At 38.0% G+C, this 21,678-nt stretch carries 21 protein-coding genes; 12 read left to right on the forward strand and 9 right to left on the reverse strand.

What is annotated here, in order from left to right; translation table 11 throughout:
* Positions 1-3 precede the first annotated feature (3 nt).
* The 11 genes from cyoB (at position 4) to alr (ending at position 10,749) form a co-directional block, all read left to right on the forward strand.
* Positions 4-1,995 (forward strand): cytochrome o ubiquinol oxidase subunit I, encoded by a 1,992-nt coding sequence (gene cyoB / locus AC0JIQ_RS10465; protein ID WP_050040339.1) that lies wholly within the window; start codon positions 4-6, stop codon positions 1,993-1,995.
* 4 nt (positions 1,996-1,999) lie between these two features.
* Positions 2,000-2,620 (forward strand): cytochrome o ubiquinol oxidase subunit III, encoded by a 621-nt coding sequence (gene cyoC, locus AC0JIQ_RS10470; RefSeq protein ID WP_004661370.1) that lies wholly within the window; start codon positions 2,000-2,002, stop codon positions 2,618-2,620.
* Positions 2,620-2,949: a cytochrome o ubiquinol oxidase subunit IV gene (locus AC0JIQ_RS10475; protein WP_004661369.1), complete on the forward strand. Its 330-nt coding sequence runs from the start codon at positions 2,620-2,622 to the stop codon at positions 2,947-2,949. Before cyoC ends, AC0JIQ_RS10475 begins: the two co-directional genes overlap by 1 nt.
* Positions 2,950-2,959: 10 nt before the next feature.
* The gene (gene cyoE / locus AC0JIQ_RS10480; RefSeq protein WP_050040340.1) at positions 2,960-3,838 is read left to right on the forward strand and encodes a heme o synthase; all 879 of its coding nucleotides are present in this window, start codon (positions 2,960-2,962) and stop codon (positions 3,836-3,838) included.
* 87 nt (positions 3,839-3,925) lie between these two features.
* A complete protein-coding gene (locus AC0JIQ_RS10485) occupies positions 3,926-6,037 on the forward strand; it encodes a tetratricopeptide repeat protein (protein ID WP_474201611.1) in 2,112 nt (703 codons plus the stop codon).
* 6 nt (positions 6,038-6,043) lie between these two features.
* Complete coding sequence (locus tag AC0JIQ_RS10490) at positions 6,044-6,781, forward strand: DUF3142 domain-containing protein (protein WP_474201612.1); 738 nt, start codon at positions 6,044-6,046, stop codon at positions 6,779-6,781.
* Between the two features lie 128 nt (positions 6,782-6,909).
* Positions 6,910-7,293, forward strand: a complete 384-nt coding sequence (gene rpsF / locus AC0JIQ_RS10495; RefSeq protein ID WP_004654408.1) for a 30S ribosomal protein S6 — start codon at positions 6,910-6,912, stop codon at positions 7,291-7,293.
* Between the two features lie 11 nt (positions 7,294-7,304).
* The gene (gene rpsR / locus AC0JIQ_RS10500; RefSeq protein ID WP_000090661.1) at positions 7,305-7,532 is read left to right on the forward strand and encodes a 30S ribosomal protein S18; all 228 of its coding nucleotides are present in this window, start codon (positions 7,305-7,307) and stop codon (positions 7,530-7,532) included.
* A gap of 12 nt (positions 7,533-7,544) precedes the next feature.
* Positions 7,545-7,991 carry a 50S ribosomal protein L9 gene (rplI, locus tag AC0JIQ_RS10505; RefSeq protein WP_004661365.1) on the forward strand — a complete coding sequence of 149 codons (447 nt, stop codon included), beginning with the start codon at positions 7,545-7,547 and terminating at the stop codon, positions 7,989-7,991.
* A 182-nt stretch (positions 7,992-8,173) separates the two neighbouring features.
* Positions 8,174-9,619: a replicative DNA helicase gene (gene dnaB, locus AC0JIQ_RS10510; protein ID WP_004661364.1), complete on the forward strand. Its 1,446-nt coding sequence runs from the start codon at positions 8,174-8,176 to the stop codon at positions 9,617-9,619.
* 59 nt (positions 9,620-9,678) lie between these two features.
* Positions 9,679-10,749 carry an alanine racemase gene (gene alr / locus AC0JIQ_RS10515; protein WP_474201613.1) on the forward strand — a complete coding sequence of 357 codons (1,071 nt, stop codon included), beginning with the start codon at positions 9,679-9,681 and terminating at the stop codon, positions 10,747-10,749.
* Between the two features lie 45 nt (positions 10,750-10,794).
* Here alr and AC0JIQ_RS10520 read toward each other — a convergent pair whose 3' ends face one another.
* From AC0JIQ_RS10520 to AC0JIQ_RS10535, 4 genes are all read right to left on the reverse strand, one after another.
* Positions 10,795-11,529, reverse strand: a complete 735-nt coding sequence (locus tag AC0JIQ_RS10520; RefSeq protein WP_050040389.1) for a proteasome-type protease — start codon at positions 11,527-11,529, stop codon at positions 10,795-10,797.
* A gap of 18 nt (positions 11,530-11,547) precedes the next feature.
* A complete protein-coding gene (locus AC0JIQ_RS10525) occupies positions 11,548-12,327 on the reverse strand; it encodes a transglutaminase family protein (RefSeq protein WP_474201614.1) in 780 nt (259 codons plus the stop codon).
* A complete protein-coding gene (locus AC0JIQ_RS10530) occupies positions 12,324-12,926 on the reverse strand; it encodes an alpha-E domain-containing protein (RefSeq protein WP_474201615.1) in 603 nt (200 codons plus the stop codon). The genes AC0JIQ_RS10525 and AC0JIQ_RS10530 overlap by 4 nt, the downstream gene beginning before the upstream one ends.
* An 85-nt stretch (positions 12,927-13,011) precedes the next feature.
* Complete coding sequence (locus AC0JIQ_RS10535) at positions 13,012-14,562, reverse strand: circularly permuted type 2 ATP-grasp protein (protein WP_474201616.1); 1,551 nt, start codon at positions 14,560-14,562, stop codon at positions 13,012-13,014.
* Between the two features lie 212 nt (positions 14,563-14,774).
* Between AC0JIQ_RS10535 and AC0JIQ_RS10540 the strand changes: the two genes are divergently transcribed.
* A complete protein-coding gene (locus AC0JIQ_RS10540) occupies positions 14,775-15,785 on the forward strand; it encodes a helix-turn-helix transcriptional regulator (RefSeq protein ID WP_005215362.1) in 1,011 nt (336 codons plus the stop codon).
* Positions 15,786-16,158: 373 nt separating this feature from the next.
* Here the strand turns inward: AC0JIQ_RS10540 and AC0JIQ_RS10545 are convergent, their stop codons facing one another.
* The 5 genes from AC0JIQ_RS10545 to AC0JIQ_RS10565 all read right to left on the reverse strand — a co-directional run bounded on the left by AC0JIQ_RS10545 (position 16,159) and on the right by AC0JIQ_RS10565 (position 21,425).
* Complete coding sequence (locus AC0JIQ_RS10545) at positions 16,159-17,478, reverse strand: adenylosuccinate synthase (RefSeq protein ID WP_474201617.1); 1,320 nt, start codon at positions 17,476-17,478, stop codon at positions 16,159-16,161.
* Positions 17,479-17,536: 58 nt separating this feature from the next.
* Positions 17,537-18,703 carry an ATP phosphoribosyltransferase regulatory subunit gene (locus AC0JIQ_RS10550; RefSeq protein ID WP_474201618.1) on the reverse strand — a complete coding sequence of 389 codons (1,167 nt, stop codon included), beginning with the start codon at positions 18,701-18,703 and terminating at the stop codon, positions 17,537-17,539.
* Between the two features lie 203 nt (positions 18,704-18,906).
* Positions 18,907-19,968 carry a hypothetical protein gene (locus AC0JIQ_RS10555; protein WP_474201619.1) on the reverse strand — a complete coding sequence of 354 codons (1,062 nt, stop codon included), beginning with the start codon at positions 19,966-19,968 and terminating at the stop codon, positions 18,907-18,909.
* Positions 19,969-20,045: 77 nt separating this feature from the next.
* Entirely contained in the window at positions 20,046-20,360 is a 315-nt protein-coding gene (locus AC0JIQ_RS10560) for a hypothetical protein (RefSeq protein ID WP_474201620.1), read from the reverse strand.
* 39 nt (positions 20,361-20,399) lie between these two features.
* Positions 20,400-21,425 (reverse strand): type I glyceraldehyde-3-phosphate dehydrogenase, encoded by a 1,026-nt coding sequence (locus AC0JIQ_RS10565; RefSeq protein ID WP_474201621.1) that lies wholly within the window; start codon positions 21,423-21,425, stop codon positions 20,400-20,402.
* Positions 21,426-21,678 lie beyond the last annotated feature (253 nt).

The following is a 21,678-nucleotide window of genomic DNA, read 5'->3' on the forward strand; positions in this document are numbered from 1 at the left end:
GACATGGATATGATTTTTGGTAAACTGGGTTGGGACTCTATCCCGACAGAGCCAATTGTACTTGTCACCATGGTCCTTATGGCACTTGGTGGAATTGCAGTTCTTGGCGGTATTACCTATTTCAAAAAATGGGGATACTTATGGAACGAGTGGTTTACATCAGTAGACCATAAGAAAATTGGTATCATGTATATCATCGTATCAGTAGTCATGCTTTTGCGTGGTTTCGCCGATGCGATCATGATGCGTTTACAACTTTTCCTCGCGAAAGGCGGTGGTGAAGGTTATTTACATCCTGACCACTACGACCAGATTTTCACCGCTCATGGTGTAATCATGATCTTCTTCGTAGCGATGGGTCTCGTTGTCGGTATGATGAACATCTCAGTACCATTACAAATCGGTGCTCGTGACGTTGCATTCCCATTATTAAACTCTTTAAGTTTCTGGTTATTCGCAGGCGCTGCTGGTTTGATGATGGTTTCACTTGTATTAGGTGAATTTGCTGCGACTGGTTGGATGGCTTACCCTCCTCTATCTGGCATTCAATATTCTCCTGGTGTCGGTGTTGACTACTATATCTGGGCACTCCAAGTTTCTGGTTTAGGTACTCTTTTATCTGGTGTTAACTTCTTTGTTACCATCATTAAAATGCGTGCACCTGGCATGAAATTAATGGACATGCCTATTTTCACATGGACTTCACTGTGTACGGCTGTATTAATCATTGCATCATTCCCTGTATTAACAGGTACGCTTGCAATGCTTACTTTAGACCGTTACTTCGGTTTCCATTTCTTCACTAATGAGCTTGGCGGTAGCCCAATGCTTTACGTGAACTTGATCTGGACATGGGGTCACCCTGAAGTATATATCTTGGTATTACCAGCATTTGGTTTATACTCAGAAATCGTTGCAACCTTCTCTCGTAAAGCGTTGTTCGGTTACAAGTCTATGGTGTATGCAACTATCGCAATTACTGTACTTGCGTTCGTTGTATGGCTTCACCACTTCTTCACCATGGGTGCTGGTGCGAACGTTAACGCGTTCTTCGGTATCATGACCATGGTTATTGCGATTCCTACAGGTGTGAAAATCTTCTCTTGGTTATTCACGATGTATAAAGGTCGCATCACCTTTACTACTCCAATGTTATGGACGCTTGGCTTCCTAGTAACATTCGGTATTGGTGGTTTAACTGGTGTACTTATGGCTGTTCCGCCTGCGGACTTCCTTGTACACAACTCACTCTTCTTGATCGCTCACTTCCATAACGTAATTATCGGTGGTGTGGTGTTTGGTATGTTTGCCGGCATCATCTTCTACTGGCCGAAAATGTTTGGTTGGAAGCTCAACGAAGCATGGGGTAAAGCTGCGTTCTGGTTCTGGTTCTTCGGTTTCTATTTTGCATTCATGCCACTTTATATCCTTGGTTTCATGGGTATGACTCGTCGTTTGAATACATATGACAACCCAGAATGGGATCCATACTTAGCGATCGCATTATTTGGTGCTGTTCTTGTTGCTATTGGTATTGCATGTTTCTTAATGCAAATCATCGTTGGTTTCTTACAACGTAAAGACAACATGGACTACACAGGCGACCCTTGGGATAGTCGTACACTCGAATGGTCTACGTCATCTCCTGCTCCGTTCTATAACTTTGCACATGTACCAGAAGCTAGCGGTGTTGACCGTTTCTGGACTGACAAAGAAAATGGCGTAGCATATGCACGTAACACTAAATATGAAGACATCCACATGCCGACTGATCGTGCTGCTGGTTTCGTGATTGCAATGTTCATTACTGTACTTGGCTTTGCTCTCATTTGGCATATTTGGTGGCTAGTCGTTGTTTCATTCGTTGCTGCAGTTGTTAGCTTGATCGTAAGCTCATTCACTAAGAATGTTGATTATTATGTTCCTGCTGCTGAAGTAGAGCGTATTGAAAACGAACGCTATGCATTACTTGAAAAACACTTGAAGAAGGACTAAGGAAATGGCTGAAGTACTTCATCACGACAACCACGGTCACGATGGTCATCACGAACATGATGATACCGACTTAACCGTCTTTGGTTTCTGGACATACTTGATGAGTGACTTGATTCTTTTCGGATCACTCTTCATCGCGTTCGCTGTATTGAGCAGTCATGTCCCACCTGGTACTCCAAGTGCAAAAGACTTATTCAGTGAATCATTGGGTTATGTATTAGGTGAAACCTTTGCCCTTTTGATCTCTTCTGTAACTTTTGGTTTTGCAGTACTTGCATCTTATAAAAAGAATGTAAATCAAGTCATCACTTGGTTATTCATTACATTCCTTTTCGGTGCAACCTTCATCGGTATGGAAATCAATGAATTCCATCACCTTGTTCATGAAGGTCACGGTCCAACTCATAGTGCATTCTTATCTTCATTCTTTACTTTGGTTGGTACACACGGTATCCACGTAACTTCTGGTTTAGTGTGGATGTTAGTATTGATGTATCAAATCAAAAAGAATGGTTTGACCTTACCGAATACACGTCGTCTTGCTTGCTTAAGCTTGTTCTGGCACTTCCTTGACATCGTTTGGATCTGTGTATTCAGCGTCGTTTACTTACTGGGAGTTCTCTAATGAGTGGTCATGACCATAATGCTGCAGGTGCGTCGCACGGTAACTTTAAGCAATACACTGTTGGGTTTATCCTATCTGTTATCCTCACCATCATCCCATTCGGGATGGTGATGGCGGGTGGTTTTAGCCGTGGCATCTTAGTTACTGTTATCGCAATCGCTGCTGTTGCTCAGGTAATCGTACAACTTGTGTATTTCTTACACATGAATACATCATCTGAACAGCGCTGGAACCTTATTGCATTTATCTACACTATCTTATGTATTGCTGTACTTTTAGTCGGCTCTGTGTGGATTATGAATTACCTACACTACAACATGATGATCTAAACTGATTGTCATGTGGAAAAAGTATTTATTCCTGACTAAACCAGGAATTCTCTTCGGTAATTTTATTACCACCTTGGGCGGCTTCTTTTTAGCCGCCCAAGGCTCTATAGACTTCCTCTTATTATTAATTACATTACTTGGAACAACTTTTGTGGTTGCTTCTGGTTGTGTAGTCAATAATGTTATTGATCAAGACATCGATCAAAAAATGCAACGCACAATGAATCGTGCTCTTGTTAAGAAAACCATATCTCCTACTATTGCGATGTTTTATGCTCTTGTCTTAGGTGTGATTGGTTTTAGCATGCTCTGGTTCTATGTGAATGCCTATGCATTTTTATTCGCAGTCATTGGTTTTGTCGTCTATGTCGGTTTTTATAGTTTGTGGACGAAACGTACCACGATCCATCAAACCGTGATTGGTAGTATTTCTGGAGCGAGTCCACCTGTTATTGGTTATACGGCTGTAAGTCATCATTTCGATATGGCTGCTCTTCTCATTTTTATTGCATATGCCTTATGGCAAATGCCGCATTCATGGGCAATTGCGATTTATCGTTTTGAAGATTACAAAAATGCAGGCGTGCCTATTTTACCCGTTGCACGTTCTATTCATAGAACTAAAATCGAATCGCTGATCTATGTGGTTTTATTCACTGTTGCGATGAATGCTTTGTATATATATGGATATACCAATATTATTTTCTTGGTCATCTGTAATGCACTTTGTATTTACTGGTTTTACATTGGTATTTTAGGATTCAAAGCTGAAGATGATCAGCTTTGGGCAAAACGCTTTTTCCTTTTTTCAGTAATCTTAATTACTGTGATTAGTTTGAGCTTTAGCTTTACATTTAAAAGCCCTGCACCCTTCCTCCCTATTTTTTAAAAAGATAGAGACTTCTCTGTCTTTTTATTCCCTGCTTCAATTGTTATCATTTCGTGCAATAAAAACATTTCACCCTTTATTGCCTAAATGAAACTACAAAACAAATTTATATTCAAATCAATTGTCTATTCTTCACTTTCACTCGTAATTTACTATAGCCCAATCACCTATGCTGGTGTAGAGCAATTTTGCGAGCCAAACCTTGCCATAAATGACAAAAATTTAAACGGTTGTAGCAATCTTCCTGTGTTATATCCAGCAAATGATAGTCAAACCAATATGACATTATTACTCAGCGACTTAGGGCTTGCGACAATTAAGCCGATGACAGCTGACGCCAATTTATGGGATGCGGTATATGGAATGGTACCTTTTGATGCAGCGAATCTGTCATCTCTAACTCAGAATAAAATGCCAAATCAAAGAAAACTATTAGAAAGAAATGAAACTGTTTTTGACGAACGTTGCACGAGCTTTGATTCAGGTAATCAAGCTTTTAATACACAAGTGCAAAATAATAAAGCGATCCCAAATCTAGAAAAGCAAATTTTGATTTCTGAACGCAAGAAAATGAATCAGTGTGGTGACAAAATTGAATTGATTGCGATTAATCCAAATTGGTCAATCACAACACGTCAATATGCTTCTTATTTAAATGCGAGCATTTTGTTTTATAATAGCAATTATTCAGCAGCGACTAAAATTTATACCGTCTTAACTACCGTCGAAGATACATGGTTAAAAGAAACATCACAATATATGTTAATTCGAACATCGTTGAATTCAGCCTATGCAACTGGTGTAGATAAATATGGTGATGTCTATTTAGACAATATTAACCAAAATTTACTTAAACAATTCTTGGATAATATTAATGCCTATTTAAAAGCCTATCCAAATGGACAATATGTCGCGAGTGCTCGTGGTTTTATGCGTCGTGGTTTTTGGCTTTCAAAACGCCAAGATTTATTAGTTAATGAAATTGTCTGGCAACTCAAAAATCCGACATCAAAATTTTATAATTTGGAGATGAGTGAACTTCCCGCCGAAATTGATCGCCGAATATTTGATAGCTCAGCTTTTAATGTTAACAATCTAAAAGATCCTTTCTTTTTGGCAGTATATGATTTGATGCATATGCGTGAATCGAGTTCAGCGAATTATCGTCCGATTTCTTGGGCACAACTGAATGCACAAAAAGATTTTTTCAAAACCCAACCTGAACTATTTCAGTATTTACAAGCTGCTCACTTATTTTTTGTTCAAAATAAAGCTCAAGAAGCTCAAAATTACTTAGCTAAAGCAAATGCTAAAAATAGTAGTTATTTGCAGTTAAGCCAAACTTTTTTGAGAGGACAAATTTTAGAAAAAATTGGACAACCTCAAAATGCTGAAGAATATTGGCGTCAGCAACTTGCACAGGCCAAAGACAGTTATCAACGCGGTTTATTTGAAACAGCATTATCCAATCATTTGGCAATAAAACAGGACTATTCAGCATTTATAGGAAAAAAAGCTCAAATTACTCAGCCGAACCTACAGAGAAATTTTATTACCCAAATCGCAGATACAAACAGTTTGCAAAAATTGATTCAATCTGAACAAAGCAACATCAATCAAAAACAAGCTGCGATCTACACCCTTCTAAGTAAAAGCTTAGTACATCAACAATTCGAATTGTTTAAACAAAGCTATGCTTTTATGCCCAAAAATGCCATGCAATATAAAGGTTATAACAGTGACAATGAACAATTGAAGAACAAACCAGATTTTTCTAATTTCATTTGGAATGGAGCGAACATTACACCACAACTAAGATGCTCAAATTTAGAGACTTTAGTTAACCAATTGGCTCAGACACCTAAAGATTCATTATTAAATGTTTGCTTAGGAGAATATTTCCGTAGCGAACAAGGATATTCGTTGCAGCAACTTTCTTATAATGAAAAACAAACATCAAATTTTTCAGGCAAAATTTTTGCTCGTGGTCAGATTTATCAAGATCTCATCAAATCATCAAACAAAAGCGATTTACAAGCTTACGCCCTTTATCGCGCAATACAATGTTATGCGCCAAGTGGTATTAATGATTGTGGGGGTAATGAAGTAAACAAATCTATCCGCAAACAATGGTTTGATCAAATCAAAACAGATTATCCAAATACTAGTTGGGCAAAATCACTGAAATATTATTGGTAATTGACGATGTTGAAGTGGCTGAAAGCGATCATTTTCACTTTTTTTATTTTTAACTTATTTGCTTGCCAACCTGCACAATCTGCAAAGTCAACAATTGATGCTAATCATTTCGATTCATTTTGGATTTGGGGAAACATTCAATCTGCGCCTTACTTAAGTAAGGCGAAAGAACTGTATATTTTGCAAGGAGAAATTCGATATTCAAAACAAAAACACAGCTCTATATTGATCCCACAGGGTGTTTCTATCCTAAAATTACCACGTCAGAAAATTTGGTTAGTTTTTCGAACACATCATCTGGCTTGGAACGAACAAAACTATCAAACTGTTTTCCAACGTTTAGAACATTGGAGAAATCAAGGGAATCAAGTTCAGGGAATTCAAATTGATTTCGACAGTCGAACCAATGATTTAAAAGAATATGCCCTTTTTCTAGAAAGTTTCAGAAAAAGACTCCCTCCCTCTTATCAACTTAGCATTACAGGATTACTTGACTGGACAAATTTTAAGGATCAGAAAACTTTAACTATTTTGAGAAATAATATCAGTGAACTTGTGGTCCAAACCTATCAAGGTACAACCACCATTCCCAATTACCCACAATATTTAAAACGTATCTCTGCAATGCAACTGCCTTATAAAATTGGTTTTGTACAAAATGGGTTACGTCAAAATAACTCAAACGATTTTAATGACCCTCATTTTAAAGGCTATGTCATCTTTTTACTTCGATCTAAAACATGAATTTACTTGCGATTTAAATGAAATGTGTCTAAAATCCCAGCTTCGCAATTTGCGACATAACTTTTTAGTTATGACTCCTTGCTTCTGACTTTTTAGTTAGGGGCTGCTTAAACCGTAAGGAGCTGACAATGCGTCACTACGAAATCGTACTATTGGTACACCCAGACCAAAGCGATCAAGTTGTAGGTATGGTTGAACGCTATATCTCTCAGATCAAAGAAGCTGAAGGTCAAATTCACCGTTTAGAAGATTGGGGCCGTCGCCAATTGGCTTACCCAATCAACAAGATTCACAAAGCACACTACATTCTTATGAATGTTGAATGTGGTCAAACGACTCTTGATGAATTAGAAGAATTGTTCCGTTATAACGATGCAATCATTCGTAACATCATCATCCGTCGTGAACACGCAATTACTGAAGAATCTTTACTTGCTAAGAGTGCTGAAGAGAAACGTGCGCGTAAAGCTCAACGTGAAGAAGCACAACAAGCAATTCAAGAAGCTGAATAAGGAGAACCTCAATGGCACGTTTTTACCGTCGTCGCAAGTTCTGCCGCTTTACAGCTGAGAATGTTGCGTACATCGACTACAAAGATATCGACACTTTAAAACAGTACATCACTGAAAACGGCAAGATTGTTCCTAGCCGTATTACAGGTACTAAAGCTCGTTATCAACGTCAATTAGCGTTAGCTATTAAACAAGCTCGCTATTTGTCTTTGATTCCGTACACTGACAACCATAAGTAAGTGAGGTGAGCTGTGGACGTTATCTTATTACAACGCATTAAGAATCTTGGTAAATTAGGCGACAAAGTATCAGTTAAAGCTGGTTACGGTCGTAACTTCTTGATTCCTCAAGGTAAAGCAGTTGCTGCTACTGAAGCAAACACTTCTGCTTTTGAAGCACGTCGTGCTGAACTTGAAAGACAAGAAGCTGAAGTATTAGCTGCTGCGAATGCACGTGCTGAACAATTGAACGAAGTTAACATTGTAATCACTGCGAAAGCTGGTGACGAAGGTAAACTTTTCGGTTCTATCGGTACTCGTGACATCGCTGATGCTTTAACTAATGCTGGTCTTGTTGTTGACCGTGCAGAAGTTCGTTTACCAAACGGTGCGCTTCGTCACACTGGTGAATTCAACATCGCAATCCAATTGCATCATGATGTTGTTGCTGAAGTTCTCGTTACTATCGTATCTGAGTAATTTCTGCAAAGAAAAGAGCATGTTTTTACATGCTCTTTTTTTATGCCTAAAATTTTATATTTTTAGTACACTCTACTTTTCCACCAATTAAACAATTTTCTTCCAATTAAATTCTCCTGTCTGTGTCCATTTGGATTAAGATAGTCAGTCGTTACAGTTTCATCTTTTTATTAGGTCTTGCTATGTCACAGGCGAATGCCAATTTTACGAAAAATTCTCCAAACACAGAGAGTAAAGTGAGTGACTCAGGTCAATTAAAAGAATTTCGTACACCACCCCACAATCTCGCAATTGAACAAGCTGTATTAGCAGCGTTAATGACAGTTGCCGAATCATTTGAACAAGTCAGCGATTTGCTTAAAGAAAATGATTTTTATGCGACACGTCATAAATATATTTATCGTGCCATCGAAAAACTAGCGCAAGAAAACTCGCCTTATGATGCTGTATTGGTCAATGATTGGTTACTCAAACAAAACCTGCTTGATGCAATTGGTGGTGAAGAATATTTAATGCAATTGATGGCAGATTCACCTTCAAGCTTTTACAATCTTGAAATCTACGCCAATAAAATTAAAGAATTTTCAACACTACGCGCAATGATTAAAGTCAGTAGTGATATTTTGCAAAATGCTTATGACACCAAAGGTCGCCCTGTCAGTGAAATCCTAGATTTAGCAGAAACCAGTATTTTCTCTTTGGCCGAACAGCATAACAATAACAAGAAAGATTCAGGGCCAAAATCGATTAGCTCTGTCACTGCTGATGTGATTTCTAAGCTCGATGAACTTTCTAAATTAGATGGCAACATTACAGGTTTAACCACAGGTTTCTTAGAGTTAGATAATAAAACCTCAGGTATGCAAGCTGGGGATTTGATTATTGTTGCAGCCCGCCCTTCGATGGGTAAAACTACCTTTGCCATGAACTTAGTTGAAAGTGTACTGCAATACAACCGCTTACCTGCTCTCGTATTCTCAATGGAGATGCCAGCAGACTCGATTGCTATGCGTTTGATCTCAGCAATGGGTAAAGTCCATCAGGGTCATCTACGTTCAGGTAATCTTGATGCAGACGAATGGACCAAAGTCACAGGAACTATTCTTCAATTACAAGAAATGCACCTCTATATTGATGATTCCTCTGCTCTACCACCAACCGAACTGCGTGCACGTGCTCGGCGTATTGCCAAAATGCATGATGGAAAAATCGGTTGTATCATGGTCGACTACTTACAGTTGATGAAAGTACCTGGCATGGGCGATAACCGTGTGGGTGAGATCTCAGAGATTTCACGAAGCTTAAAAGCACTGGCCAAAGAAATGCAATGCCCTGTCATTGCACTGTCTCAGCTTAACCGTAGTTTGGAGAACCGACCAAATAAACGCCCTGTCATGTCAGACTTACGTGAATCAGGCGCAATCGAGCAAGATGCCGACTTGATCATGTTTATTTATCGTGATGAAGTCTATAACAAAGAGTCTAAAGAAGCTGGTACAGCCGAAATTATTATCGGTAAACAACGTAATGGTCCAATTGGTTCAGTTCGTCTTGCCTTTGAAGGTCAATACACTCGTTTTAGTAACCTTTCACCTGAGTTCTATGCTCAATACGATGACGAGGAATAACCCCTCCGTTATTGATCTGCCTTAAATACTTTCCATGTCGACCCAAAGGAGAAATCAGGGTGCGCCAAGCAACAGTTTATATTGATAGTGATGCACTACAATATAATTTAAACCGCGTTAAACAACTTGCTCCACATTCACAAATTGTTAGTATGGTCAAAGCAAATGCTTATGGACATGGAGTTAAAGACTGTTTAGCCGCCTTGGATGCCACAGATGCCTTTGGTGTCGCCTGTTTAGAAGAAGCTTTAGAGATCAGGCAACTGGGATATTCTCAACCCATCACTTTGATTGAGGGCATATTTTCAGAAGACGAAATGCAACAAGTAATTGAGCACAAACTCGAATGCCTGATTCATCAAAGTCAGCAAGTTGAATGGTTGATTCAGCATAAGCAAGCTTATAATGCTTTGGGCTTAAAAGTTTGGGTCAAGCTAAATAGCGGAATGAACCGTTTAGGCTTTAAAGTGACTGAAATTATCGATGTCATTCAACGTTTAAAATCGGAAGGCTTTAGCTGTGTCCTCACCATGCATTTTGCCAATGCAGATGCCGATCACCCTTTAAATGAACAACAAAAGCAGCAATTTCTCCATGTCAAAGAAGCATGCGCCCCTATCTTAGCATCATGTTGTAACTCCGCTGCGATCTATAAATACCCTGAATTGCATTTCGATTTCGTTCGCCCAGGTATCATGCTTTATGGCGCAAGTCCATTTGCTGACAAAAATGTATATGAACTCGATTTAAAGCCAGTAATGACTTTTAGTGCAGAAATCATTGCGCTTAATCAAATTCAACAAGGTGAATTTGTAGGATATGGTTCTAGCTTTACGGCTTCATGCTCATCAAATATTGCCATTGTTTCCATTGGATATGGTGATGGTTACCCACGTGCTTATTTAAAACCAAATTTCGTTGCGATTGATCAACAACTTGTTCCTGTTATTGGGCGTGTCAGTATGGATATGATTGCGATTGACGTTACTCAGGTTAAAGCTACATTAGGTACTACAGTAGAACTATGGGGCAAACATCGACTCGTCGATGATGTCGCTGCGGCAAATGGAACGATTGGTTACGAATTATTATGTCGGTTAAGTAATAGACCAATTCGAAAAGTGATTTAAAACAGATAAAAATCCAAGCCTTTGCTTGGATTTTTTCTTAGATGATTACAAACCATAATCAGTCGTAGGCTTTGGTAACTCTTGAAGTCCACGGCGTAATGTTTCAGACCATTGTTTACTAATCTGAGTAAAATAAGGATCATCTTCTCGGATGCGTTTCCCTTCAGGAATTTTAAAACTATCTTTATGATAAACCAACGCGTCTAAAGGTAATCCAACAGAAACATTAGACCTTAATGTTGAATCAAAAGAGATCAAACTGCAACGTAACGCATCATCTAATGGCATCGTATAGTGCAGTGCACGATCTAAAATTGGCTTTCCATATTTACTTTCACCAATCTGAAAATATGGCGTATCAGTAGTGGCACAAATAAAATTGCCTTGAGGATAGACATTATAAAGTTGCATCTCCTCACCCTGTATCTGTCCACCTACCAAAATACTACAGGAATAATTCATCTGTTCCTGAGTATCAGTCGTAACATCCTCAAGTACCTTACGCAAAGTCTTTCCAATTAATTCAGCAACTTCAAACATGGTATTTGCGCTATATAAATTTGGCTCTTGATGTAATGCTAAAGCATTTTGTAAATGACCAATAACAGCTTGAGTTGTTGCTAAATTACCTGCTGTTTGCAATGCAATAAAACGCTCACCCTCAATACCAAAGGTATGTAATTTACGAAATACAGAAATATGATCGACCCCTGCATTAGTTCGAGTATCACTAATCAATACCAAACCTTGCTCTAATCTTAATGCACAACAATAGGTCATCTCTTTTTCTCTTTACCTTCAACAAGCCAAAACTTGAACCGTAGATATCATACTTTCCACCCCACCTTGCTCACGGATACCTCGAATTGGTGCAACATCTAGATAATCACGACCAACTGCGACATAAATATGATTTTTTGGGGTAAATATCTGGTTACTTACATCGAAACAATACCACTCATTTTCTACAAAAACCTCAGCCCATGCATGACTGGCTAGGTGCGGTTGATTTTCATCATATATATAGCCAGATACATAACGAGCTGGTAAATGTAATCCACGGCACATCGCAATTAAAATATGTGCATGATCTTGACATACACCTTGTCTTGCATGAAATGCATCAATTGCAGAAGTCGTCACTGAGGTGGTCTCAGGCTGGTACTGAACTTGTTGTAAAATTTTCTCAGATAAAAGTATTAAATGCTTACGATCTTTTACTTTGACCACTGCCTGAGCAAAATCAAGCATACTTGGATCGCAACACGTCATCATGGTACGCTGCAAAAAAAGCATTGGAGAAACATCCGTTTCTACATAGCCGAGTTCTGTTGCATATAAATCAACGACACCTTGCGCCATAATGGTCAAGTAGCGATATTCATGCCTCTGAGTTGCAGTAATCCATAAATTATTAAATGCGTCTCTTTGACATGCATATTGTCCCGGCACACTAATATGCCAGTTTTCTATGCTTTGGTGCATAGAACTCTGCGGCATCATTTTAATCGATTGCACACTATTTCGAGCAACTTGCGTATAACTATAGTGCGTTTGATGATTCACCATGAGTTTCATGAGAATGCCTCAAATTGATTTTCTAGCTTATAGGTAAAAGCATAAAACTGATTTAAATAAGGTTGCTCTTTTAGAATCTGCCAATTTGGCTGCAAGTCATCCCAACCTAGTTCGAATAACTGTTTAATAATCGGATCAATTGAAGCTATAACATCTTGAATATTATGTTGAAAACGGAAATGCGTATCAATTTTCTCAATACATTGTCCAACATGAAAGAATAAGAAAACATCGTTTTGTTCTGTTTTTAAGAGAGCACAACACTTCCCTACGACGGCTTGAATCTCCTCACCATGAGACACTGCATTTTTAATTATATGATTCAGCTCAGCATAAGTATGAGCTGTCAGTAAACCACGTAATTCTTGAATATTATCTCGAGCAATCTCAAGCTGGCTCAATAAAGAATAGGGTTGTTGATGATCTAGCATAAAATTATTCAGATTCTCAGCATCATCGATATGTAAACAAAGCGCTTGAGCAAAATCTGCTGCTTGTTCGTCATCACAAAATGGCAAATGGCTAGCAACATGACCAATTCTGAATAAATAACGACCTAACCAATAAATATGATGAGCGCTTGAATTAAGTAAAACCATAAATGTCCTCCCTTATATATGATCAAATTCCCCAAAGTACGGCACTAGGCCAAATACTTTGGACTAAAACTCTTAAGGAAAACGTTCAAGAATGTAATGTTTCTACAACCCATGTATCTTTGATACCACCGCCTTGAGAAGAATTAACCACTAAAGAACCCGCTTGCATCGCAACTCGAGTCAGACCTCCTGGAACAATCTCGGTACGATAAGGCGAACTCAAAACGAATGGGCGTAAATCGATATGTCGTTCAGCAACCCCTTCAGACGTTAATGTTGGTGCTACAGAAAGTGCCAGAGTTGGTTGTGCAATATACAAATGTGGTGTTTCAATAATTTTTTGTCTAAATAGTTCAATTTGTTGTTGATCTGCTTGTGGTCCAATCAACATCCCGTATCCACCCGAACCTTGAGCCTCTTTAACAACCAATTTTTCTAAATTACCAAGTACATAATCCAAGTGTTCTTGATCACGACATTGATATGTCGGAACGTTATTTAAAATTGCTGTTTCACCCAAATAAAACTTAATCATTTTATCAACATAAGGATAAATTGATTTATCGTCAGCAACACCTGTACCCGGTGCATTTGCAATCACAACATTTTTTTGCAAATAAGCCGACATCAACCCTGCAACCCCTAATGTACTATCAGGTCTAAAAGTTAACGGATCAAGAAAGTCATCATCGACACGGCGATAGATCACATCAACTTGCTGACGACCACGGATTGTTTTAACAAAAACTCGATCATTTTCAACAAATAAATCTCGACTCGTGACTAATGGCACATCCATTTCTCGTGCTAAAAATGAATGCTCATAATAAGCACTGTTAAAACGACCCGGTGTTAATACCACAATAAGTGGCTTATCCACATAAGCGTTCTCTTCTAAAATTGCTCTTAATAAAGTTGGATATTGTTCTATGCCTTGCAAATTATTACTGATGCACAAATCAGGCATTAGTTTTTGACTAATTTTACGACTCTCAATCATATAAGATACGCCAGACGGTGTTCTTAAGTTATCTTCAAGTACGAAGAAATCACCCTGACCATCACGAATAATATCAATACCGCTAATTTGTGAATAAACCTTCCCTTTAAGATGATGATTTAACATATGTGGCTGAAATGCTTCATGTGCAATCACTTGATCAGCAGGAATAAGCCCCTCTTTTAAGATATTTTGCCCATGATAAATATCATCTAAAAATGAATTGAGTGCTTTCACACGTTGTGCGCAACCTGATGAAATTTTTTCCCATTGTTTTTTTTCAATCACTCTTGGAATCAAATCATAAGGAATGGTTCGCTCAGCACCCTCTTGATCGCCGTAAACATTGAATGTGATTCCCTGATAAAGGAAATGTTGCTTCGCTTGACTACCAAGTGTTCGTAACTCATCAAGGCTACGAATACTCAACCACTGTTCAATTTTTTTCGAAGCTTCCGCATTAAAACTTTTGTCATCAAGCATCTCGTTAAAAAACTCAGATTTAAGCTGTTCAAACAAGTTTGTGCTGACACTAAGCTGTGGGATAAATGTAGACGAATGGACTGATACCGATGCCGTTTGCTCTTGAGTATAATAATCAGCACTGACATGTAGGTTGTGTTCTTGTTCTGACATAGAAACCTCGTCTCATCATTTATTTATATCTTAAATAAGCAATTTCAATGCCACTTATATAAAACGATTATTTTTTCATCAGACTTAAGATCATTCAATAAATCGACAGTTGTTTCAGTCGTAAATACGTAATCTCAAGATCATGGGCTTGCTAAATAGTGCTAGTTTTTTTATTGTGTCTGCTTTAGACCATTAAATTACGTATTACGCTTATGTCATCCGTACAAGAAAAAGAAACTTCCAATAGCCTTTATCGCCAATGGCAGATATTGTCTCGTCTTTCTACAGGGAAATGGATGGGGACACGTGAATTACAAGAAACATTACAACGTGAAGGAATCGAAATTAGCCTGCGAACCATTCAGCGGGATTTAAATCAGATTGCTCAACGCTTTCCCATTGAAAGTAATAAGACTGTACCGCAAGGTTGGCGTTGGCGTTCAGATGCACCAATCCAAAGCTTGCCACATATGACCAGCTCTCAAGCTGTAACTTTTATGATGGTAGAAGAGCATTTAAGACACTTACTTCCGCCAAGTTTACTTGAAGAAATGACACCTTGGTTTGATCTGGCAAAACGTAGTTTGTCTACACAAAACAATGTCAGACAATGGATCAATCGAGTTCGTATTGTTCCTGCTTCGCAACCATTAATCCCTCCGATGGTTGATAAACAAGCTCAACAAGCAATTTATGAAGGCTTGCTACAAGATAAACAAATTGAATGTGTATATAGAGCACGAACCAATTCAGGCGAAGATAAATCCTATATTTTAAATCCTTTAGCTTTGGTTCAAAAAGGTGCAGTAATTTATTTAATCTGTACCAGAAATGACAAAACTGAAGTACAAACTTTTGCCTTGCACCGCTTTAAAGCAGCAACTGTACTTGATAGCCGTGCTTTACATCCCGTAAATTTTGATATTGATAATTATATCGAATCAGGCGCGTTGGGCTTCCGTGTAGATTACAGCAAACCGACTGAACAAATTCAGCTCAAACTAACGATGACCGAAAGTACAGCAAAAAGCTTTTATGAAAGTCAGTTAAGTAAAGACCAAAAGATTACGCCGTTAGAAGAAAATATTGTTGAGGTTAGTGCAACAGTTCCGTTTACCTCTCAACTGGTTTGGTGGCTCAGAAGCTTTGGCAAGAAACTACTAAATATTGAACCTACTGCTGCTTATAATGCAGTGAAAGAGGTTGAGGAAAATACTGAATAAAAAAAGAGAACCTTTCAGTTCTCTTAAATCTTTTATCAGTCTTATATTTAAGCTTAAGGTTTGTTCTTATTATATTAAACACAGTCAAACCAATTTCTCTCCCCGCCTGATCAAAATTGGTCTGTACCTTTTTGCTCTTTTTGACATGAATTAACATTGGCATGCTAATTCATATCCATTGTAACGAATTCTCTTTTTCGTCATCATTAAAGCCCTCTTTGTTTGAATGTTTAGTTAATATAACGAGGATTTTTTAAGCTGTGAAATAATAAAGATTGAAATCAAAAGCTGATTTTTTGCTAGGTCGTTTGAATAACTAAATCTATAAAATAAAAAAGCTCCCATACGGGAGCTTTTCAATCGTCACATCAGCTTATGCTGAAAATGGATGACGTAATACAATTGTTTCCGCACGGTCTGGACCTGTAGAAACAATATCAATTGGGCATTCAATTAACTGCTCAAGACGTTTTACATAAGCTAACGCATTTGCAGGAAGTTGATCAATTTGAGTTAAACCTACTGTAGACTCACTCCAACCTAGCATTGTTTCATAGATTGGTTTTAAGCTTTCAAATGAAATTGCATCAGAAGAACCTGCACAGCCTGAATCAACATCTTCATAACCTACACAGATTTTGATTTCTTCTAAACCATCCAATACATCAAGCTTAGTCAAGCAAATACCAGACAATGAGTTTACTTCAACTGAACGACGTAGGATTTCAGCATCGAACCAGCCACAACGACGTTGACGACCAGTAGATGCGCCAAATTCGTGACCCACAGTACCTAAATGACGACCAATCGCATCACCTGTATCTGTAGCAGCATCGTAATGCAACTCAGTTGGGAATGGACCAGCGCCTACACGTGTTGTATATGCTTTAGTAATACCTAATACATAATCTAAATGTAATGGCCCCATACCAGAACCAGAACTTACGCCACCAGCGGTTGTATTAGAACTTGTTACAAACGGATAAGTACCATGATCGATGTCAAGCAATGAACCTTGAGCACCCTCAAACATAATTGACTTACCTTCTTTGCGGTAATCATGTAACACTTTGGTCACGTCAATCACTAATGGTGCAAGCACTTCACGCCATTGATTACAAAGCTCAAGTACATCTTCAAATTTAACTTCATCAACGCCATAGAATTGAGAAAGTTGGAAGTTATGAAGCTCTAGCATTTCCTTAAGTTTTTCTTCAAGTAATGCGCCACCACGAATCAAATCAGCTACACGTACAGCACGACGTGCAACTTTATCTTCGTAAGCTGGACCAATACCACGACCTGTCGTACCGATTTTTGCGTTACCACGTTTTTTCTCACGTGCTTGGTCTAATGCAATATGGTTTGGCAAAATCAAAGGACAGTTTGGTGAAATACGTAAACGCTCTTTAACAGGTACGCCTTCCGCTTCCAGAATTGCCATTTCTTTGATTAATGCTTCAGGAGAAAGAACAACGCCATTCCCGATTAAGCACAATACGTTTTCACGTAAAATACCTGATGGAATGAGGTGTAATACAGTCTTCTTACCACCGACGACAAGTGTGTGACCTGCATTGTGTCCACCTTGATAGCGTACGACCGCAGCCGCCTGATCTGTGAGCAGGTCGACGATCTTACCTTTACCCTCGTCGCCCCATTGGGTACCCAGTACCACAACATTTTTGCCCATAATAGCCTCATTACATCATGCTGTTAAAATTGGAAGCTAAGCCTTTTAAACTTAGCAATTAAATTTTTTCAATTACCCATTGCCCATTTTGCGACACCATTTGATGCGTCGCATAAGGTACAGAGCTTAAATCATCATTACCTAACAATTGCACTACACTTAAACCTTGAGTACGTGCATCAGCAATTGCATTCAATAAATCTTCTTGATTGCCTTTAGGGGCGACCACTGTTTCAATTTCAGCAAATTGCGTAGCGCCTAAAGCATATAAATCACAACTAAAACCTGTTGCTGGACGAGCACGACCAAAGTGCTCACCAATACCATCATAACGCCCACCCTGAGCAAGTGGCGCAGCGCGATTAGGCGCATAAATGGCATACATCAAACCCGTATGATAGTGGTAACTACGCAGTTCAATCACATCTATACCAATATCAAGGCTAGACCAGCGAGATCTTATTTCTGCAAAAGTTGTTTTCAATGCATCAAACGCATTTTTAAAATCAATATCATTTAAAACATCTGGACTTAAATGTGCTTGCAAAGCTTCAAGATCGCTCGCATAACGACCTAGAGCATAAAAATCAGTACCCATTGGCAAGTCTTGAGTAAATTCTTCTAATTCTGGTAAAGCCTTACGCTGATATAAATCAGACAACTGATTTTCAGTATTTTTATTTAAACCAGCGCGCTTAACCAGACTACGGAATAAACCAACATGACCTAAGTCTAGGTGAACACCTTGTAAACTATCTGTTTTTTCCAACAAACCGAGCATAACATCAATCATTTCGACATCAGCTTCGATGCTGTCATGACCATATAGCTCCGCACCCAACTGGAGTGGAGCGCGTGTTGCATTAAAGTTTTGTGGTTTTGTATGAAGTACTGTACCTGCATAGCAATAACGAGCTACACCTTCAATTGGTCGAACATGCGCATCAATGCGTGCAACTTGCGGTGTCATATCCGCTCGCACACCAAGCAAACGACCAGAAAGTTGATCAATAACTTTAAATGTAACCAAATCTAAATCTTGATTTGATTCTGAAAGTGAAGATAACGATTCGATGTATTCAATAAATGGTGTATATACCAATTGATAGCCGCGAACTGCAAGGAAATCTAATGCTTGTCTACGCAAAGCTTCAACAACTTGCGCTTGTTCGGGCAATACATCTGCTACCCCGTCAGGGAGCAACCATGTCTCTGAAATGGTCATGTTCAAACCTAAAATCTGTTCAATGTGGAGGCATCCACACAAAAAGCAACCACATAAAAAAATCGGGTGAATGCCCGATTCAGCATAGTGTAGCACGAAGATTTATATGATGCACCTGAGAATTTGAAGAAATATGATTGATTCAATTCTCTTTATCTTAAATCTTCAAACTACAATTAACGAGTTAATTCAATAGATTGAAACTATTCACTAATACGAGAAACCCATGTTCTCGTCCCTAAGAACTGCCCAACATCTGAACTATCACCCTGCTTCCAGTTAATCAAGTTTAATTTTTTTACTGCATTAATTGCCTGTGTATTGAATGCAAAACAGCCTTTTTCTAGTTTGGCGATTTTTAAACGTTGATTTTGCATCATCCATAAATCTATTGGAGTGTCTCCACCTGAATAGAGATGACTTTTCTCATAGGCCAAATTTTTATTCACACTCCATAATAAATTAGAACTAAATTGAGTATCTGCTGCTTTATTGTCTCGATTTCCCAATAAGCTTTGTGTTTCACCTGTTTCTAAATTATCTAAGGAAATTAAGTTATAACCATGCCATTGAGTATCTAAAAACTTAAAATACCTTTTGTCTTCACCTAAATTATTATACCTAGAAAGCATTTGCTGCTTCTGTTCATCAAAAAATGAGAAAGTAGAAAACACCAATTCAGACTCTAAAAAAGACTGATTCCATTGAGTTTCTTTTAAACGATAGCAATAACTATCTTTGGGAAATACTGAATCTTTATAATTTTGATAAAACTTAATTAAATCTTGATCAAGCCGAGTATCTAAATGAGAAGTTAAATCAATATTTTCTCGATAGCCAGGTAATAGCCGATCAAATACTTTTTCTCCATCCAATTTCACCAATTCAAAACTTAAATTTTGCTTGAGTTCTGGTGTACGCTCATAAGTCCATTGCGTAGAGGATATTCTTTTAATGATATTCGGTTGTGGTGTACCCTTTTCTAAAATTTTAGTCTCAGTCAATATCACTAGATCTAAGGGTTGATTATGAGACTTTGTGAAATTAATTTCATCATTTTGAATAGAATATTTTGTTATTTCAAAATAATCATTGATAACATCATTAGTAATATTGGGCGCCTGATAATAAACTTGATAAAGTACATTATCCTGAATTGGTTTTTCTTCAACTTGAGACTGATTAATTTGACCACTTCCGCATGCGGTCAAAAGCAAAGAACTCGATATAATAAAAAAAACACATTGATGTAAATTAATTTTCATACAACCACTATAAAGTAAATATTATTTATTATGGAACCTATATTATATAAAGTGGCAGTATGAATACAAATAAATATTTAAAAGTTTTTATTACTTCCTTTGACCATAATCTCCAAAACATTCACCAGCTCAACATTTTGTTTTTCTAATGCAGCAATATTGGCAACAGTTTCATCTAAAACTTCTTGTTGTACATGCATTTTTTTAGCAAGATCCTGCATAATTTCCAAACTCTTTTTTAAATGCAACTCTAAATGCACTACTTTTTCTTCTAATTGCAAAACATGAATATCTTGGCTTTGTACAGTTGAAGTTTTAAACTGAAACCAAAATAAAAAAATAATAGCTACTAATAAGATAATTAGGAAACCCCAAATCAACATCAATGTCATAATTTCATCCCCAAATTTTCTTTTTAATATATGATCTGTTTAATTACAAAAAGATTCACACAAATCAAGTAGTCGATTCGCATATCCCCACTCATTATCATACCATGCAAACACTTTAGCTTGATGACCCACCACCATGGTTTGAGTTAAATCGACGATTAAAGAATAGGGTGAATGATTAAAATCACTTGAAACCAAATCTTCATCTGTCACTTGCATGATCTGCGCATAATCATATTGAGCTGCTTTACTCAAAACCTTATTGACTTTGTGTACTGTAATTGGTGAATGCGAAACAAAAGTTAAATCAATTGCTGCGACATTAATGGTCGGTACACGAATCGAATACCCAGCAATTCGACCTTCCATTTTCGGCATGACCTGTTTCAATGCACCCAAGGCACTCGATGTGGTTGGAATAATATTTTGTCCTGAAGCTCGCGCACGACGTAAATCTCGATGTGCATGGTCTAATACCGATTGATCTGCTGTGACTGCATGGATTTCTGTCATTAAAGCGGTATCAATCCCGAAAGCATCATCAATGATTTTAACCAACGGAACCAAAGCCTGTGTGGTACATGAGACACTGGAAATGATTTGATCTGTGGCCTTTACGTCATTGTGATTGACACCATAGACAATCGCCGCGTCCACAGAATCAAAAGGTGCAGCGCCAATAATCACACGCTTCGCGCCTGCCTCAAGATGGCGAGTTGCATCAGCACGTGAACGGAATAAACCGGTACATTCAAGCACCACATCAATATCTAAGTCGCCCCAAGGCAATAATTCTGGCTGAGCATGCTTAAAGACTTGTAGTTTTAACTGACGTTGATGGGACTGAATATTTAAAAATATCTGTTCATTTTCAATCTGAATTTCAACTTGACCTGCAAAACGTCCATGAGTGGTATCGTATTTAAACAAATGTACCAAAGTCTGCACATCGGCAATGTCGTTGATAGCAACGATATCAAATTGAAATTGTTTTGGACTCTCAAACCATGCACGTAATACATTTCGACCAATTCGACCAAATCCATTGATAGCGATACGTTGCATGCAGAGCCCTTTCATCAAAACATCATCTTTTCTATGCTATATGGTAAAACATGAACAGCGCTATTGAATATAGATTTTTAGCTTAAACACAGTTTTATATGATATTGCTTGTAAAATCGTTGGTTGGGATCATATTTTCCGTTATAATTTAGCACTTTTAAAATCTATGTCATGCAATAGGTTCGATTGTAGAACTTAAAACAACGTGTTCTGTTGCATATAGCCAAATTCAAAATTATGGAGTGTCTTGGTT

The organism is Acinetobacter sp. FB, assembly GCF_056033405.1.